The 15,089-nt window shown below is 64.9% G+C and carries 13 protein-coding genes; 5 read left to right on the forward strand and 8 right to left on the reverse strand.

Annotation, left to right across the window (positions count from 1 at the left end; all coding sequences use genetic code 11):
* The first annotated feature begins 33 nt into the window (after positions 1–33).
* Positions 34–1,215: a glycosyltransferase family 4 protein gene (locus RXV95_RS03160; protein ID WP_338467574.1), complete on the forward strand. Its 1,182-nt coding sequence runs from the start codon at positions 34–36 to the stop codon at positions 1,213–1,215.
* On the opposite strand, the gene RXV95_RS03165 is transcribed toward RXV95_RS03160, so the two are convergent.
* A complete protein-coding gene (locus RXV95_RS03165) occupies positions 1,201–2,145 on the reverse strand; it encodes a glycosyltransferase family 2 protein (RefSeq protein WP_338467575.1) in 945 nt (314 codons plus the stop codon). The genes RXV95_RS03160 and RXV95_RS03165 overlap by 15 nt on opposite strands.
* Before the next feature lie 190 nt (positions 2,146–2,335).
* On the opposite strand from RXV95_RS03165, the gene RXV95_RS03170 reads away from it, so the two are divergent.
* A complete protein-coding gene (locus RXV95_RS03170) occupies positions 2,336–2,599 on the forward strand; it encodes a hypothetical protein (protein WP_338467576.1) in 264 nt (87 codons plus the stop codon).
* Complete coding sequence (locus tag RXV95_RS03175) at positions 2,599–4,674, forward strand: hypothetical protein (protein WP_338467577.1); 2,076 nt, start codon at positions 2,599–2,601, stop codon at positions 4,672–4,674. The genes RXV95_RS03170 and RXV95_RS03175 overlap by 1 nt, the downstream gene beginning before the upstream one ends.
* Before the next feature lie 67 nt (positions 4,675–4,741).
* Here the strand turns inward: RXV95_RS03175 and RXV95_RS03180 are convergent, their stop codons facing one another.
* From RXV95_RS03180 to rfbA, 7 genes are all read right to left on the reverse strand, one after another.
* On the reverse strand, positions 4,742–6,232 hold the full coding sequence (locus RXV95_RS03180; protein WP_338467578.1) for a flippase: 1,491 nt from the start codon (positions 6,230–6,232) through the stop codon (positions 4,742–4,744).
* Positions 6,229–7,695, reverse strand: a complete 1,467-nt coding sequence (locus tag RXV95_RS03185) for an O-antigen ligase family protein (RefSeq protein WP_338467579.1) — start codon at positions 7,693–7,695, stop codon at positions 6,229–6,231. The genes RXV95_RS03180 and RXV95_RS03185 overlap by 4 nt, the downstream gene beginning before the upstream one ends.
* Before the next feature lie 118 nt (positions 7,696–7,813).
* Positions 7,814–8,587 (reverse strand): glycosyltransferase, encoded by a 774-nt coding sequence (locus RXV95_RS03190; protein ID WP_338467580.1) that lies wholly within the window; start codon positions 8,585–8,587, stop codon positions 7,814–7,816.
* Positions 8,588–8,686: 99 nt separating this feature from the next.
* Positions 8,687–9,742 carry a dTDP-glucose 4,6-dehydratase gene (gene rfbB, locus RXV95_RS03195; RefSeq protein WP_338467581.1) on the reverse strand — a complete coding sequence of 352 codons (1,056 nt, stop codon included), beginning with the start codon at positions 9,740–9,742 and terminating at the stop codon, positions 8,687–8,689.
* Positions 9,735–10,592, reverse strand: a complete 858-nt coding sequence (rfbD, locus tag RXV95_RS03200) for a dTDP-4-dehydrorhamnose reductase (RefSeq protein ID WP_338467582.1) — start codon at positions 10,590–10,592, stop codon at positions 9,735–9,737. The genes rfbB and rfbD overlap by 8 nt, the downstream gene beginning before the upstream one ends.
* Entirely contained in the window at positions 10,589–11,149 is a 561-nt protein-coding gene (rfbC, locus tag RXV95_RS03205) for a dTDP-4-dehydrorhamnose 3,5-epimerase (protein ID WP_338467583.1), read from the reverse strand. The genes rfbD and rfbC overlap by 4 nt, the downstream gene beginning before the upstream one ends.
* Positions 11,146–12,051, reverse strand: a complete 906-nt coding sequence (rfbA, locus tag RXV95_RS03210; protein WP_338467584.1) for a glucose-1-phosphate thymidylyltransferase RfbA — start codon at positions 12,049–12,051, stop codon at positions 11,146–11,148. The genes rfbC and rfbA overlap by 4 nt, the downstream gene beginning before the upstream one ends.
* Before the next feature lie 215 nt (positions 12,052–12,266).
* Here rfbA and RXV95_RS03215 point away from each other — a divergent pair, with 215 nt between their 5' ends.
* A complete protein-coding gene (locus RXV95_RS03215; RefSeq protein WP_338467585.1) occupies positions 12,267–13,415 on the forward strand; it encodes a nucleotidyltransferase family protein in 1,149 nt (382 codons plus the stop codon).
* Complete coding sequence (locus RXV95_RS03220) at positions 13,412–15,088, forward strand: ABC transporter ATP-binding protein (protein ID WP_338467586.1); 1,677 nt, start codon at positions 13,412–13,414, stop codon at positions 15,086–15,088. The genes RXV95_RS03215 and RXV95_RS03220 overlap by 4 nt, the downstream gene beginning before the upstream one ends.
* Position 15,089: the final 1 nt, after the last annotated feature.

Raw genomic sequence — 15,089 nt, forward strand, 5'->3', positions numbered from 1 at the left:
GATCGGGCGCGTGCGGCGGGGCGCCCGCGTGTCGTGCACGTCAGCGCGGATTTTCCCGACCCGTTCGAACCGAACAAGACGCCGGTCATCCGGTCGCTGCTGGACATAACGGCTGACGGGTTCGATCACCGCGCCGTGTCGATAAACCGGCGCAATCCGGGTGGTCCGGCCTTTGCACGTGGCCTGCTGCCTCGCGGACAGGAGACGGGAATCGCGATTTGCGAACAGTCGTTCGACTATGGCACGACGCTGCAATATGCTGCGCCGCCGCGCGGGCTGTTCCACAAGACGATGCTGCACAGGCTTGGCGACTGGTTGGCGGCAAGGCTGGCTGGCGCGCCCGGCCCGGACCTGCTTGTCGCCCACAAGTTGACGATAGAGGGCATAGCGGTACGGCGCGCGGCCACGCGGCTGAACCTGCCTTTTGCGCTTGTCATCCAGGGCAACACCGATCTCAAGATCCTTGCCGCCCGGCCCGATCTGCGCGGGGAATTCCGCAGGATTTTCCATGATGCGGCCGCCGTGCTGCCCTTTGCGCCTTGGGCCTTGCGCGGTGTGGAGGCACGGCTTGGGTGTCGCGCCGGCCCCGTCCACATGATGCCATGCCCGACCGACCTGGACCGTCCGCTGACTCCGGTGGTGGGGGATGGCACGCTGGTTTCCGCCTTTCACCTGCGCAATCTTGCGGGAAAGAACCTGGCGGGGCTGTGTTCGGCTCTCCGCCTGACGGCGCGGCAGGGGCATCGACTTCATCTGTCCGTCATCGGCGGGGGGAGCGAAGCCGACCTTGCGCAGGGCCGCGCCCTTGCCGCCGGGCTGGACGCCGTAGCCTTCGAAGGGCCGCTTGGACGCGCGGCCTTGCGTGACAGAATGCACCGCGCGACCGGCTTCGCGATGCCTTCGCACCGCGAGAGTTTCGGTCTTGTCTTCGTGGAGGCGCTTATGGCCGGCCTGCCGATAATCTATCCGTCAGGTGCCGCGGTGGACGGGTGGTTTGACGGGCTTCCCTTTGCCCTGAGGGTGGACGCCCGCGATCACCGCGCCATCGCGCGGGCCATGCTCGCTCTGGTCCGCGATGAGGCGCGATTGAAGGCGGAACTGGCCAGATGGCAGCGCAGCGACGATGCGCGGCGCTTCATGCGCCCGGCAATTGCGGACGTGTTCGGGCGCGGCTTGCGCGAAGCGATAGGGAGAGGGCGATCAGCGCAGGCTTGAATAGCCTGCCAGCCAGTCGTCCCGCCGGCGCCAGACCGCGCGCCACACGATGCGTTCCGGCCGTTCCGGAGCGATCGATGCGGCTATCCGCCGATTGGCCGCCCACAGCCAGAGGAGCATCAGCCCCAGAGGCGCGGTTCGTCTGCTCCAGTGATCGCGGATCAGCGTGGACCGGGCTTTCATGACCTTTACCACCTTGTCCTCCCGCTTTGCGGTCGATGCGCCGACAAGGTGCATGATCTGCGCATCGGGGGTGATCATCGGGCGATAGCCAAGCCGCGCCGCGCGCAGGCACATGTCCGCTTCCTCACCATACATGAAATAGCCCGGGTTGAAGCCGCCCAGCGCGCGCCAGAGGTCGCTCTTCAGCAGGAAGAAGCACCCGACCACGATGTCGACGTGCCGCACCGAATCGCGCGGCCAACCGCCGATCCCCTCGGGGTTGAAAATCGCGCTGCGCGGCAAGAGCCGCGACAGCCCCATCGCAGAGCACAGCAGGCTCCACGGCGTCATCCGGTTCCAGCACGATGCGGCGTTCAGCGATCCGTCCGGAAACACCGTGCGCCCGCCCACGATGCCCGCTTCGGGATGCGTCCTGGCAAAGGTCAGCAGGTTTTTGACCGCGTCCGGATGGGTTTCGGTATCGGGATTGAGCAGCAGCAGCCATTCGGTTCCGGCGGAAGCGGCCACCGCGTTGTTCGCGCGCGCAAAGCCGATATTTTCCGGGCTGCGGATCAGTTCGATATCCGGAAAACGGCGGGCAATCGCATCGGCCGATCCGTCGTGTGATGCGTTGTCCCACACGACAAGCCGGAAGGCCACGTCGCCCGCATTGGCAAGCAGGGTTTCAATCGCGCGCAAGGTAAGATCGCGCGTGTTGTAGTTGACCATGATGACCGTCAGTTCGGGCCTGGCACCGGGTTCGGTCATGCTCTGTCCATATTGCGCGCCCGCTGTTTGCGGCCATCCGCCGTTACCGGAAATGGCCGCATCTTCCAGGCGACCTTCGACAGGCGCGGCACCGAAATCAAGCGCCACGCCGCCGCGCACAAACAACTTTCCTACACGCGGGACGGAATGATAACGAAGTTCTTGATTTGTTTTCAATCGTGGAGGCAATATGTTGGATTACAAGAACTTTGCGGACAGCCCGATCGCGCCCGCACGCCATTGCTTCGGCATCACGCCCGACGACGCGGCATCGCTGCCTTGGCCGACCAAGGGCATCTATGTGGGGCAGGCAGGTGACATTGCGCTGCGCAGCGTGAATGCCGATGCCGACGTGGTTTTTCGCAATGTTCCGGCGGGTGTCGTGCTGGACGTGTGCGCATCGGCGGTCCGCGCGGCGGGCACTACGGCCGGTGATCTTGTGGGCATGGCCTGATGGCAGGGTTCGGATTCGGCTTTCGCGGCATGAACCGCGTCGCCGCGCACCTGGTGACGGTTGCAAGCACGCAACCGCTCCCTTCCATCTCTCCGTCCGCCGGCTGGGACGGCACGGCCGCCAGCGGTTTCGCGTCCACGCCGGCCGATCCGGCGCGCAGCACGGCCAAACCCGCGATGCGCCTGATGGTGCCGCCCTACCAGTGGTTCACGGACGAGCTTCTGGTGGGTGTCTATGCCGGGGCGAGCAATGGCGGCTCGTTGCTCGACAACATGGGCCTGGAGAAAGTCATTGTTCATTACGAGGGCGAAAGCGTGGAGATCGCTTCGCCTTCCTTCCGCTCGTTCGACGATGCCAATGGCAATCCGGTGACCTATTTCGGGTGGTGGGCGGCCCTTAAGCACGACGGGCGCAACGGCCACGCGCAGGTCTATTTCGAAGCGGTGCCCAGGGATGCGACGATGCAGCATCGCGTGATCGGGCCGTACCAGTTCAGCCCCCAGGCCCAACTGCACGATTGTTCGGTCACCGTTGCCGCCAGTGCCACGCCGGTTGCCGGAAGCGTGTTCACCAACATGACGGACGCCTACAATTACCTGCGGTCCGTCAATGCCGTGAACGGACTTATCACCGTGACCGAGGCGGGCACCTATGACCTGGGGCAGGTAACGTCCAACTGGTCGAACGGATCGTGGGTCGATGGATGGGTGAATATCGAGGCGAGCGCCCCGGTCGTATTCACCAAGCCCGCGCCTGCCGCCGATGCCGCGATGCCGTATTTCCGGCCGAACTTCGCGATCCACCTGAGGGGCGGCAACATCACGCTCGATTTCGCCCATGCGACGGAACTCTACAGGGCGGACTTCGCGAACATCCGCAACAACTGGGTGGACTGCATAAACCTCACCAACAGCAACGGGCGTTACGACCTGTTCCACAAGGCGAACCGCAATGGCCTGTTCGCCCTGTTGCGGGCGGCCACCCACGACGAGGGTGCCTGGGCAACCGAATGCGCATTCAGCAACCTGTGGAATGCGGCGGCAGGCCTCTCGCTCTCGCGCGGGTGCAGCTACGATACGATGTGGGGAGACCTGTTCAACAGTGCCAAATGCGTCGTTGGCAACCGCGTAACCGATTTCGACAGCACGATGTACCAGGTCGGCCTCAACGCCCTGACGGTGCACTATACCGGGGCGGGATCGGCCGCCACGCTCGAACGCAATGGCGATATGCTGACGGCCAGCGTGGACGGCAGCACCGTCGGCACGTTCGGCATCGTGAAAGACCTGGCCGGTTACAACGCGAACACCAATTACACCGTGCAGAACGTGGTGGACTGGCTGAACGGCCTGACCGGCTTTGCAGCGACGCTTGGCGACGACAGCAGGGCCGCGTGGATGCTCGCCCCCGATGATGGCGTGATCCCCGGCACCTGGCCTGCCGTGGACGTGAAAACCGCCGCGAAGACATTCCGCACGCGGATGGATGTCCACGCCGACTGGTGGCAGCTGCAATACGGTGCGAATGGCGAGAACATCGTTATCGCGGACAACGTCTCGAACGATGTGATCTGCCAGCTCCTGTTCGTCCAGGAGCCGGTGACGGACTGGCTGGTCGTCAACAACATCTGGCGGACCAAGGCGGTGTGGAACTACGGCGTTCGGATGGATGCGCGCGCATCCATAACCAATGCGTGCAGCCATGTGTTCATGGCGCACAACACCGTTGTCGGGCAGGTGTTCCGGTTCACCGGGGGCGGCATCTACAACGGCGATTTCGATGCCTACTGCTATGTCGCCAACAACGCTTTCACGCGGTTCGAATGGCTTTCGGCCGCAGCCGAGGATGCGGACCTCAACATCGTCAACAACCATATCGACGGCGGGACGTCCGATATGAACGGTGCCACCGGGACAACCATCGGCGGGGACGAGACAACGCTTTATGCCGATGCGGCGGCGGGCGATTTCACGCCGGCCGGGGCGCTGCTGGCCGACAAAGTGGTGCCTGTGGTCCGGTTCGATCGTTCACGAACCGAACGGGCGTCTCTGGATTCCGTGGGGGCGCTGGCATAGGCGCGGCTTACGGGGATCGGGGCCGGGCCATGCCGCAGGCGGGCACCCGGTCCCCGCTTCGGCTGCATTAACCATTGGCGTGCAGGGGGACGCGGCGGGCGAAGACCGGGCCTAGCACGGGTATCGCCACCAGCGGTTCGATGAACTCTTCAGGGAAGTGCTTCAACGAAAGGAACATCAGCGCCGCCGCCGCCGAACACAGGGCGAATGCCCCGGCGATGGCCCGTTCCCAGCTTTCGAACATCGGGGCCGCTGCCGCAGTAAACAGGACCAGCGCCGAAACCGGCATCAGGTGTCCGGCCAAAGTGCCAAGGCCCTGCTTCGCACGCCATGACAACGCGACAAAATCGACCAGCGCACGAAGACTGAAAGCGGCAGCGAAACCGTAAAGGCCGAACCGTTGCCCCAGCGCGAACAGCAGGATGCCGTAAAACGGTAGCTCCGCGATTGTCAGCGCGGCGGTAAAGCGCGGGTCGCCGCGCGCCTGAATGAAGGCGAACGGAACAGAGCCAATTGCCAGCAGCCACACACCCGGCAGGATGATGCGCGCGATGCCCACGGAACGCGGATCGAGGTGCGAACCCAGCCACAGGTGCATGAGCGGGTCCGCCAGGCAGGACAGGCCGATCACGATTACCGCGAATAGCTGTGCGATGAAGATCGTGAATGCGCGGCACTTGGCCGCCGCAAGCTGGTCCGGCAGCGCCGCCAGTCGCGGAAAAACCACGCTGACGATTGCGCTTGGCACAAGAAGCGTCCGGTAGGCGACCTGATAGGGGATGGTATAGACCGCCACTGCGATCGCGCCTGCGACGGCTCCGATAACGAAACGGTCGGAATAGATCATCAACGGGACGGCCATCGCCGTAATCATGACCCAGATGCCGAAGCGGCTGAGACGCCGCATTTCAGCCCAGCCGGGCGCGAACCGCTGACCGGCAAGGAACGTTCGCCAAACGGCGGTGCCCACGATCGCCAACCCCAGCAAGCGACCGGCAAGCGACGCCGCGATCAGCCACTCCAGGTCGTGGCCGAACGCCTTGGCCGCGATAAGCGGCAGGATCTGCAGGCCAAGGTTTCCCGCAAGGTTGCCGATGGAGACGCGCCTGAACCGTTCCACGCCGATCAACGCGCCCGTGGCGGCGCCCGTTACCGTCATCACCGGATTGCAAAGCGCCAGTGCCCACAAGGAATCGAGCAGTTCGGACCTCAGCGCGGGCGCCACTTTCATCACATTGCCGAAGAAATATGCGGCGGCCAGATATGTGACGAGGCCCATCACCAGGCCCAGCGTGATCAGGATGGCCATGCCCGACGATACGATCCGCGCCATTTTGCGGGCGCTTGCCTTGCGGTTGGACGATATGCGCTGCGCCAGCGCGCGGCCGATCCCGAAATCGGCCTGGCCGAAATATCCCAGCATGGTCCACGCGATAACCAGCGCGCCATAGCGTTCCGCGCCAATTTCCCGGATATAGAGCGGCACCGTGACAAGAGCGCTGACCAGCGGCAATACCGACGCCGTAAGCGCATAAAGGCTGTTGCGGGTAAAGCTCATCGCGCCGGAGAATGCGCGCCCGGCCTGTTCGGGACGGCAGCGGCGCGGTCCGGCATGCGCACGAGCCGCAACTGCGCCATCGAAGCGCCGATCCCGATCATGGCCATGAACCAGATGCGCGCTTCGCCGAAATAGGTGACTGTCATGCTGGAGAGCGCCAGCACGAATAGCGCGCAGTTGAATGCGAACAGCGTATCGCGGTCGGTGCCCCGGCCTTGCCCGATCGCGATGCCAAGCCGGACCATGGTGATGACAATCGCGGCCATAAGGCTTGCAGGCACAATCACCCCGTGCCGTATGCCTTCGGCCAGGAAATGCGCGTCCACGCTTGCGCTGGGAACAAGGTAAAGCGGGCGGTCGTATTCCGCGTAGCCGATGCCGAAAACGGGGTGATTTGCGATCGACTGCAAGCCGTATTGCCAGATGAGCTTGCGATAATAGCCTGTCTGCGGATCGATCGTCATGCGGATCAGGATATTGATAAGGCCCCCCTTCGATCCGAACTCGACGGCAAAAGCCGCAAGAAGGACAAACAGGATCGCGATCCACCAGCCGATCCGCCTGAACCATGACAGCGCGAAATCCGCGACATAGATGCCCGCCGATGCCAGGATCGCGATCACGCTGGCTGAACTCAGCGCGAAAAATCCCATCGATGCGGCGGCCAGTCCGGCAAATCTGGGCCATCCGCGAATGCCGCCCTTGAGATAGACGAGCAGCGTGCTTGTCAGCACCACGCCGCCCAGGATGGGATGGGAAAACGGCCCGAACGCGCGCAACAGGCCGCCCAGGCGAAACTCTTTCCGGATATGCAGATCGCCCGCGACATCGCCATTGTCGTAGGCTGGCATATGACCGAAGATGCCGGTGAACGCCGGCCTGACGATGAACTGCCGCGCAAGGCTTTCAACCATCATTTCGATCCCGGCAAGCATCAGGCCGGGAACCAGCAGGAGGAAGAGCGTCCTGACATCGCCCGGCGTGCGCAAACCGGCGCGGGCGATGAAATAGGGGAAGGCGAAATCCACGATATTGCCCGAAGCGCGGACAAACCCCGTCCCGCTTCCATAAACGTGCATGAAAGAGACCGCCATCCACACGGAGGCGAGGAGGATCAGGCCATCGGCAATGTCGAAGCGCAACCGGCGGCTGGCAAAGCCCCAGGCCGGATACCACGAAAGCAGGATCGACAGCAGGCGATAGACGGGCAGGTTTATGCCGAACACATAGAAGTGCACTTCGGGCGGAAACAGCAGGAAGGAATAGATCAGGGCCAGCAAGGGCAGCAGGTGCAGAACCTCGCCCCGGCGGGAAATGCCGATGCGGACCGGGCCGGGCATCCGCCCCTCCGGCACGGGATCTGCAATGGGAATCGTCACCGGTGTCAGGGCCTGCAAATCATGCCAACTCGATGCCTGTATGGCGACCTGTGGAGCCGCGATCTGCGCCGGGAGACGGGGCATTCCAAGCGCATTTTGGTTCGATGTGGATGGCTTTCCCGCTCCGTCCGGTGGCCCGGACCGTCACGGCCACACGGCATGAAGCTTGATGCGCCGGCCGATTGACGCGCGCTGTTCGTGCTTATGCCTGTTCATAACCGGCCGTCCTGGCAACCTGAACCGCATCCGCGCCCAATGTGTCCGGACGCTCGCTTGTATGCCTGCGGCGCCACCTTGCGCGCCAAAGCGGCACGGGACTGCGCGAAAGCGCGCAGATCGTGGTCTGTATGGGCAACCGGTCCCGCCACTTGTGCCGGGCATAGCGATAGGCCTTCAGGTATCCGCCGCCCAGTGAGGCGATCGGGCGATTGTTATGAACGACAGGCAGTTCGATGGCCCAACTGCCGCCGCCCATGTCGCGCGCCGTCTGCACAAGGTCGGTGCCGTAAAGGTGAAAATGCGGCAGTGCCTCGTCGAACCGGAATCCCTCCCGTCGCCGCAGGATCAGCAGCAGTTCGTCAAACGAATCCACGGCGGCGGGCGCAAAGCCGGGGGTGCCCAGCTCCGTTCCCATCGTCACGTCCCACACGCGCCCCACGTGCACGCCATCGGGCCTGACGCCGTATGGACCGGCAACCATCCAGTCTGGATGAACATCGGTCAGACGATTGAGGCAATCGACTGCGCGGTCCAGCCAACCCCGTGGCAGGTACACGTCCTGGTGCACAAACAGGCAGATCCGCGCATCCGTGCGGTCGAGGCCGCAGTTGTACGCGGAGGACATGCTCACGGCGCCCTTGATCGTCACCAGCGGCAGCCGCCCGGATGCGATATCGGGCGAAAGGCAAAGGCAGGCTTCCAGAACGGATTCGTTGTCTATGGCGGCGATTGCCACGAAATCATCGGACGTAAACATTGCAACTTCCACGATGGGGACGGGCTTCGTGCGCGGGGGTTGCCGGTAATGGCCAGTCGGGCGGCAAGGCGGCCCGGCGCGATGGTTTGTCGGGCATGGTCACGTTGCCAGCAGCGGCCCCCACCAGGCTTCGTTATCCAGATACCAGCGCAGCGTGCCGGCAAGGCCGCGCGCGAAATCGCGCTGCGGGGCATAGCCGATTTCGGCGCGCGCCTTTCGCGCGTCGATCGCATATCGGCGATCGTGCCCCTTGCGGTCTTCCACGAAGGTCTTGAGGGCGTCGGTCTTGCCGCCATGCGCGGCGGGCGAGCGGGGAAAGCGGTCCGCCAGCCCGTCGATCTCTGCAAAGGCGCGGTCCACCGCGGCGCATATGCGGTCGATCACCGCAAGGTTGGGCAATTCCTCGCCCCCGCCGATGTTGTAGGTTTCGCCCGGCCTGCCGCGCTCCAGCGCCGCTTCGATCCCGCGGCAATGGTCTTCCACGTGCAGCCAGTCCCGCACGTTCAGGCCGTCGCCATAGATGGGCAATGGTTTGCCCGACAGCGCGTTCAACAGGAAAAGCGGGATCAGCTTTTCGGGATACTGATAAGGACCATAGTTGTTTGAACAGTTGGTGGTCGTCACTTCCAGCGCGAAGGTGCGGTGCCATGCGCGCACAAGGTGGTCCGACGATGCCTTTGCCGCCGCATAGGGGGAGTTGGGCGAATAGCGGCTCGTTTCGCTGAACGGCGCATCGCCGGGGCCAAGCGATCCGTAAACCTCGTCGGTCGAAATGTGGTGGAACCGGTGCGGTTTGCCGCTGCCTTCGTCCAGCCACACCGTGCGCGCGGCCTCCAGCAGGCTTTGCGTTCCGACGATGTTGGTGCCGATGAAGGCGTCCGGCGCGCCGATGGACCGGTCGACATGGCTCTCGGCCGCGAAATGGACGATGGTGGCGATGTGGCGTTCGCGCAGCAGGCGTTCCACCAGAGCGGTGTCGCGGATATCGCCGACGACCAGGTCCGCCTGTTCCACCCCCGCGATCGTGGCCGCATTTCCCGCATACGTGAGCGAATCGAGCACCACGATCGCATCGTCAGGGTGTTGCCGCGCCCAATAATGGACGAAGTTGCCGCCGATGAATCCCGCACCGCCGGTCACAAGCAGGTCAGCCAATCGCCTTTTCCTCTTCCAGCATCTTGCGCAGGTTCTCTTGCCAGTGAACGGCGCTTTCGCCCAGCAGGTCGCGTGTGCGGCTGCAATCGAGCACCGAGAAGGCGGGCCGCGCCGCGGGTGCGGGGTAATCGTTGCTCGCTATCGGAATAATCGGCACGCGCCGGTTGAGCATCCCCAGCGCCAGCGCCTGTTCCCGGATCGCAACGGCAAAGTCGTACCAGCTGGCAAGGCCCGCGTCGCAGTGGTGGAACACGCCGGTGGCGCCCTTGCCGCATAGCGCAAGGATAACGCGCGCAAGGCCAGGCGCCCAGGTCGGCGCGCCGGTCTGGTCCGCGACGACGCGAACCTCTTCGCGCGTGCGCATCAGGTGCAGCATCGTGCGCACGAAGTTCCGACCGCCCGCGCAATAGAGCCACGCCGTCCGCACGATCAGCGCATCGGAGCCGGCCGCGTCCTCTCCTGCCGCCTTGGTGCGGCCGTATGCGGAAATGGGCGCGCGTTCGTCGTCCGGACGATAGGCGCGCTGCGATGCGCCATCGAACACGAAATCGGTGGATACGTGGACCAGCCTGCCGCCGGTTTCGCGCAGCGTTTCGGCCATGATGCCGACAGCGGCGGCATTGACGGACAGCGCGGTTTCCTCGTCGCTTTCGGCCTTGTCGACCGCGGTATAGGCGGCGGCGTTCAGCAACAGGCCGGGCCGCGCGGCCAGCACCGCCGCGCGCACGGCATCGCCATCGGCAAGGTCCAGCCCGTCGCGGCCGGGGGCGACGATCTCCCATCCGGCGGGCGCCTGCGAGACGAGCGCCCTGCCAAGCTGGCCCGATGCACCGGTAATCAGCACTCTCACGCGAAAGTCTCTGCCTGCGCCAGCGTCACGCCTGCCGCGTCCTTCGCGGAGAGGCGCGGTTTGATACCGTGCAGCGGCCATTCGATGCCCACGTCGGGATCGTCCCACGCCAGGCTGTGTTCGTTCTGCGGCGCATAGGGGGCGGTGCATTTGTAGAGGACATCCGTATCGTCCTCCAGCGCAAGAAAACCGTGGGCGAAGCCTTCGGGCACCCAGAACATCCGCTTGTTCGCGGCGGTAAGGTCCACGCCCGTCCACTTGCCGAACGTGGGCGACGACCGCCGCAGGTCCACCGCAACGTCGAACACCGCGCCGTGCACCACGCGCACCAGCTTGCCCTGTGCCCCCGGCATCTGGAAATGCAGTCCGCGCAGCACGCCTTTTTGCGACCGGCTGTGGTTGTCCTGCACGAATTGCGCGTCCAGCCCCGCCTTGCGGAAGGCGGCGGCATTCCAGCTTTCCATGAAGAAGCCGCGTGCGTCGCCGAACACCTGCGGTTCAATCAGCAGCGGGCCGGGAATGCCGCATTCGGCAATGGTCGGGCCTAAGACAGTCAAACCGCGCGCTCCGTGCCGAGAAGCGAAAGCAGGTATTCGCCATAGCCCGACTTGCGCAGCGGACCGGCAATCCGTTCAAGGTCGGCATCGTCGATGAAGCCCTGCCGCCATGCGATCTCTTCTGGGCAGGCGATTTTCAGGCCCTGACGCTCCTCGGTAATCTTCACATAGGTTCCGGCATCGAGCAGCGAGGCATGCGTGCCGGTGTCCAGCCAGGCGAAACCGCGCCCCATGATTTCGACCGAGAGCAGCCCTTCATCCATGTAGAGCCGGTTGAGATCGGTAATCTCCAGCTCTCCGCGCGGCGATGGCGTCAGGCTGCGCGCGCGCTCCACCACGGTTTCATCGTAGAAATAAAGGCCGGTCACCGCATGGCTGGACCGTGGGCGGGCGGGCTTTTCCTCTATGGATATGGCCCGGCCGCGCGCGTCGAAATCGACCACGCCATAGGCTTCGGGATTGTTCACCCGGTAGGCGAAAACGCTGGCGCCGCGTTCGCGCGCGCTCGCGCTTTGCAGGACATCGGGAAGGCCGTGCCCGTAAAAGATGTTGTCGCCCAGCACCAGCGCGCTGGGTCTGCCGGAAACGAAATCCGCGCCAAGAAGGTAAGCCTGCGCCAATCCGTCCGGACGGGGCTGGACGGCATAGGAAAAGGCCATCCCCCATTGCGAACCGTCGCCCAGAACGCGGTGGAACTGTGCGGCATCGTCGGGCGTGGTGATGATCAGGACATCGCGGATGCCCGCGAGCATAAGGGTGCTGAGCGGGTAATAGATCATCGGTTTGTCGAACACCGGCACAAGCTGTTTCGACAGGCCGTGCGTTACCGGGTAAAGGCGCGTCCCCGATCCTCCGGCCAGCACGATCCCCTTCCGGGTACGGTCAATCACAGTCCCGGCCACTCCGCCTTTCATACCCGTTCGGCGATGGTCGATGGCACAGCGCGGCCACCGGGCAAACTTCAACAAAGCCCATAACGGTTGGCATGTCGTGCGGGTTTGCGGGCCGCGATCCGCGCCTTGCGGCAATCGAGTGCTTCGGGCATTCGGGAAACGATAACCGACGGGAAGCACACAATGAAAAGCCGGCTGCCGGCAAGGCATCGTGACCGCGACTGATGGCAGGTTTCGATGCGATGGACGATTTTCTTGGAGCGGCGCTGCGCGACGAAGGCGCGGCCTGGCCCGATGCATGGCGAGAGCCGCACATCCTGCCGGAAATCGCCGCGCGCATAAGGTTCCACGGCATCGCCCCCCTTCTTGCCGAACGGATTGCCGATGGGCGGGACTGGCCCCCGGCCATCGCGTCGGGCATCCGGGAGGAGGCGCGCCTTCAGGCCTTCTGGGAAGATTCGCACGCCGGCGCGGTCAGGGCGCTGCTGAAACGGCTTTCCGCATCGGGTGTCGAGGCACTCGCGATGAAGGGCACCGCGCTCGCCTATTCGGTTTACACCGAGCCGGGTGAGCGGCGCCGGGGCGATACCGACCTGCTGGTGCGAGAGCGCGATCTGGCCCTTGCGCGTTCGGCCTTGCGCGCGGCGGGGTTTGCCGCATCCGATCCGGTTATCGGCCTGTTGTTCCAGGAAAGCTGGCGGCTCGATACCGGGATGGGCTTCGTCCACACGATCGACCTGCACTGGCGCGTCGTCGATGCGCCTGCCTTGCACGCGGCGGTGGATACGGAGGAATGTTTTGCGCGGGCCGTGTCCCTGCCGCGCCTGTGCGCGGAAGCGCGGGCGGTGGACCCGGTGCTGACCTTCGTCCAGTGCTGCATAAACCAGTCGTTGCACACCGCGCAGGGTTTCGGCGTGGGAGAAGACAGGGTCTTCGGCGGAAACCGGCTCGGCTGGGCGCGCGACAACGATCTGCTGCTGCGCACCTTTTCGGACGGCGAATGGCGCGACCTGTTGCGGATATGCGGGGCGCGCGGGCTTGGCCCGGCCTGCCTTTCGGGCATCCGGCTGGCCCGTCGCCATTTCGCCACGCCACTGCCCGCAAGCCCGATCGAAACGCTGGCGGCAATGCCGGCGGATGGGGCCGCCGCGCGTTACCTGCGGCAGACCGGCAAGGCGGGGCGGTTCCTTTGCAATCTGGGCCAATGTGTGGGGCTTCGCCGCAAGGCGGGCTTCGCGGCCAGCTATCTTTTTCCCGATCGGCCGCGATTGCGCCCGCTGTTTCCGCAAAGCGAAAACGTGCCGCTTTTCGTCCTGCAGGCCCGCCGCCTCGCCAACATCGCGGCACGGCGTGCAAGGCGGCTTTTCGCATGAACCAGCTGCGCTTCCTGCTTGCCCGCGCCGCGCCTTATCGCACGGACCTGCTGCTTATCGGCATCGTGACCGTGCTGGGTTCGCTCTCCACGCTGGCGATACCGTGGCTTGCCGGGCACCTGCTTGGCGGCGTGGTGGCCGAAAGCGGCGGGGTTGGGGCCGTGGTCGCGCTGTTGCTGGCCGCGCTGGCGACTACCACCGCGCTGAACGTTGCGGCTGCCATCCTGTCGGCCGTGGCGTCCGCCCGGATTCTTGCCGACTTGCGCCGGGATGTCCATGCGCACGTCGTCGCGCTGCCGACGGGATTCCACGATCGCAGCCGCCAGGGCGACCTGCTGGCGCTTATGACCTATGAGGTCGCCAGCCTCAGCCAGTTCCTTGCCGCGACGCTCGCCACTGCGCCGTCGATGCTGCTTACCGCAGGCGGGGCGGTGGTGCTTCTGTTCGTGATCGATCCTGTGGCGGCGCTGGCGATTCCCGTCCTCGTCCCCGCCTTCTACGTGCTGCTCAAGCTGGTCGGGCGCCGCCTGCGGTGGCTTTCGCGCGCGACGCGAAAGGCAGAGGCGATGCTGTTCGCCGAAGCCGAAAGCCACCTTGAGATATTGCCTGCCATCAAGGCTTTCGCCGCCGAGGACCGGCAGCAGGCCGCATACGATGCGCGGGTTGAGCGCGCGCGCCGTGCAAGCGTGGCGCAATCGCGCATCGACGCGGTGATCGGGCCGTCGATCGGGCTGGTGGCGGCGATTGCGGCAATTGCGGTCCTGGTGCTGGCGGGGCGGCAACTCGGCTCTGGCCAGGGCAATCCGTCGCAGGTGTTTAGCTTCCTGCTCTACGCCGCGCTGCTGACCCGGCCGATCGGCGCGCTTGCAGATGTCTACGGCCGATACCAGATCGCGCGCGGATCGCTTTCGCGCCTGCAGGCGGTGCTGCGCGAAAGGGCGGAGCCGGGGTTGAGCGCCACGGGTGAGCCCGGCCCCGTCCGCGGAGAGATTGCTTTCGAAGACGTGCATTTTGCCTATCCGGGGCGACCGAAGACGCTTGCGGGGGCCAGCTTCCGCGTCGCCGCCGGTGAAACCGTTGCCCTGGTCGGCGAAAACGGGGCGGGAAAGTCCACGCTGATCAGCCTGTTGATGCGGTTCTATGAACCGGGGGCCGGGCGGATAATGCTGGACGGGATGGATATTGCGGCGATGCACGTGCAGTCCTTGCGCCGCCAACTGGGACTGGTTCCCCAGCGCGCGCTGCTGTTCAACGGATCGATCCGCGAAAACATCGCCTTCGGCCTGAAAGACGCAAGTGACGATCAGGTTGCGCAGGCCGCACGCATGGCGCAGGCGACAGATTTCATTTCCGCGCTGCCTAAAGGGTTGGCCACGCAGATCGGCGATCACGGCGTCAGGCTTTCGGGCGGGCAGCGCCAGCGGATCGCACTGGCGCGCGCGCTTGTCGCCGATCCGCCAGTGCTGATCCTGGACGAGGCGACCGCGATGTACGATCTGGATGGGGAGGCGGCCTTCGTCGAATCCTGCCGGAGCGCGCTGAAGGGCCGCACGGTGCTGATCATCACGCACAGGCCGGCCAGCCTGGCGCTTGCCGACCGCGTCCTGTCCGTCGAAAGCGGGCAGGTGCGTGACCTTGCGGATGCCCCGCGCGCCGCGCCGCGCGACGGCTGAA

The sequence above is a fragment of the Novosphingobium sp. ZN18A2 genome, from assembly GCF_036784765.1.
Taxonomy (GTDB): domain Bacteria; phylum Pseudomonadota; class Alphaproteobacteria; order Sphingomonadales; family Sphingomonadaceae; genus Novosphingobium.